This is a genomic window from Halalkalibacter sp. HAAS-P013 (assembly GCF_056619925.1).
Window position 1 is genome coordinate 1 of sequence record NZ_JBWQTU010000045.1, and the last position, 2,738, is coordinate 2,738.

The 2,738-nt window shown below is 39.0% G+C and carries 2 protein-coding genes and 1 pseudogene; all 3 read right to left on the reverse strand.

The window, feature by feature from the left end; translation table 11 throughout:
* Positions 1 to 564 precede the first annotated feature (564 nt).
* Complete coding sequence (locus tag AC1FXP_RS23305) at positions 565 to 1,983, reverse strand: hypothetical protein (RefSeq protein WP_480064308.1); 1,419 nt, start codon at positions 1,981 to 1,983, stop codon at positions 565 to 567.
* The gene (locus AC1FXP_RS23310) at positions 1,980 to 2,534 is read right to left on the reverse strand and encodes an RNA polymerase sigma factor (protein ID WP_480064310.1); all 555 of its coding nucleotides are present in this window, start codon (positions 2,532 to 2,534) and stop codon (positions 1,980 to 1,982) included. The genes AC1FXP_RS23305 and AC1FXP_RS23310 overlap by 4 nt, the downstream gene beginning before the upstream one ends.
* A gap of 95 nt (positions 2,535 to 2,629) precedes the next feature.
* Positions 2,630 to 2,738, reverse strand: a pseudogene (locus AC1FXP_RS23315) (IS30 family transposase); the annotation flags it as partial.

A 2,738-nucleotide genomic window follows, 5' to 3' on the forward strand; every position in this document is an offset into this window, starting at 1 on the left:
GCCTGTTGTCCTTTTTTCACTTTGACCTGAACAACACAAATTCTGAATGTTCAGACTTGTACAGGTGACTAAAAAACAGTGATTTGACATTAGTAGAATTTATTTATGCAATGCTACTGTTAGAACATACGTAAGTATAGCACACATTTAGGCTGTATCTTTTTAATATGACTATCACTTTACTAGTTGTAAACTGTCCCTTACTCGCCGAACCACCCCAATTACTCATGAAAAGACAAAAAGGACGCTTGGACCCCAACCATCCTAGCACCTTCTTACCTACCGTTTCTCTCTTCATGAAAACTTTAAAAGTTATTTACATAGGCTTAACTGATTTCATCCTATTTATTAGTACAATCATATTGGGTAGAGCGACAACAGGGGTCGCTACACTGACAGCGTTAGCGGGGCTGTTAGTACTCTTTTTATGGTAAAAAGAAAGCTGTAAACTTCCACCCCATTAACTAATCTACACATAAAACGTTTGACACATTCCTTTAGGTTCTATATGGAAAAGATGTCTAAAAACTCATTTATAGACATCTTTTTATTTTTTTGGAGTCTTTAATGCTTCTCTAAAGAATCAATAAACGTTTGCAATCTTTGCTGAAATACACCACCATTATAATCTTCTCGATCGGCATGCTTATGCTTGTAATACCACTCTCCCGAAAGTTCAAACAGTTCTATATATCCATCAATAAACTCCTCGTCCATTCCACTATAATAACCGTAGTGATGAGGAATCCCCCCTCCTAAGTCTTCGTGGTATGCAAGATCGATGTTAAAAGCATCAAACATAATTTCTTTCCCTTGTTCAATAGGAAATCCATCCATTAGTTTACCGAATGAATAAAAACTATTAGCTGAAACCGAAGGCTCGCTAAAGCGCCATTCTGTAAAATAGTCGTGTTCAATTCGATCGATCGTTGTATCTCTAGGAAGGTAGCTTGTGATTCCTGCTTCTTCATTTACATAGAGCTCCAATTGAACCTCCTCGAACCCAAAGGCTCCTACTTGTAGGAGAACTGTTTTTTCCATAGATCGTTGGTATTCGGAATGTTGCTCACCTTCTGATCCAGGAAATGTGTATGGTGTCTGCACTCCCATGTATGTAAAGATGAGCCAAGATACAAACCAACTTTCCTTATTGTCAAGAGGAAAATCCGCCGTATAAATCATCGGTTGCCCTAATAAGTCAGTGACATACAACTCCATAAAGCGGCCGCTTTCTTCATCAATGAATGCATACATCTTGGTATCTTCCATATCAAAAGGAAACACATGATCGAAAGGAAATGAAATCTGAAAGTTCATTCGCATTTCCTCCATTAAAGTATTCATGGGCACAATCGTCTCCTCCGTTTGTGAAAAATCTGCAGTCAACTCTTGTATTTTCTCTTCTATTAGTTCTTCTTCCGCACCAACACCAAAGAGAATAAGGTTCATTTCCTCTGAGTCTGGACCATTTATCTGAACGGTATGAACCTCTTCCTCCTGTTCTTCCTCTACAAACCAATCCCTTGGAAGGTACACAGAAAATGTATCGTTGTAAATGCTAGTCGTATTCATTGCATTTAAATCATCATAATTAAAGGTTGGCCTCTCGAGTATTCTGAGTAACATATCTGGATTTTCTTCAATCTGATGAAGATCGATCGGTTCTCCCCCTTTCCTCTCATCGTTTCCATCATATGGAACGGTATGGATTGGCAAGTCATCTTGCGTGTCGTCTTGCAAGACAGTAAGATTTAGAATTAATAGACCGGCAATACCTGCTGCAGCGACCGTAGCTACACTTCCAATAACGTGTTGGCGAAACTTCTTTCGCTTCTGTTCCCTTTTTGGGCGGGGGCTAATGTCTTTCAGACCATCTTGGAATGCAAGTAAACTTTTATCCCGTGCTTCCTTGGAAGCTTTCAGTGCCTTCCTTTGCTGCATGATATGGCGAAGTTCTTCTTCATGACGTTTGCGGTTATTCATCGGCTACTCACCTCCATATTCATTCGTTCAGATAGAGCCAATCTTGCCCTTCGTTGCGTTGATTTCACCGAAAGAACCGATTTCCCCATAATGTCCGCTGTTTCTTTGATTGAAAAACCCTCGATAAACCTTAAATGGAGAACAGTCTTATAATGACTAGGTAACTTATCGATGGTCTTGAGAATTTCATCCATATGTAAATGACGAAGAACGGTGACCTCCGCAGATTCATCCTTGCCACCTAAGTGTTCAATTACATCTTTTTCCATCGAAGTGGACTGACGCTCCTTATTTTGCTTACGGTAATAATCAATCACGACATTTCGAGCAATCTTAAAGATCCATGTTTTAAAAGAGGATTTTCCTTCAAATCGCTCAAGCTGTCTTGCCACTTTAAAGAAGACATCCTGCAGCAGTTCCTCTGTGTCGTGATAGCTATTCGTTTGTATGTATATGTATTGAAAAATTCGATCCACATAACGTTCATGCAATTGCTGAATAGCTTGTTGATCACCTGTAAGAATCTCACGTATGAGTTCGTGATCGTTCATTTCTCAACCTCCCAAAACTTTTGTCGTAAGTATAGACGATTAACGTTAACAAAAGATGCTTATATCTGAGATTTCTTTTTTTATATGACGGTTTGTCAATCTAACTGCGACACTTCTTCCCAAAACGCTTCGTATGAAGTTTTCCAACCAAGACATTTTCTTGGGCGATGATTAATTAAATGCAAGGCTAACTCTAAATCTTCT

Excerpts from the sequence above, each read along its gene's own strand:
- AC1FXP_RS23305 (WP_480064308.1), bottom strand. The coding sequence starts at position 1,983 with ATGAATAACCGCAAACGTCATGAAGAAGAACTTCGCCATATCATGCAG.
- AC1FXP_RS23310 (WP_480064310.1), bottom strand. The coding sequence starts at position 2,534 with ATGAACGATCACGAACTCATACGTGAGATTCTTACAGGTGATCAACAA.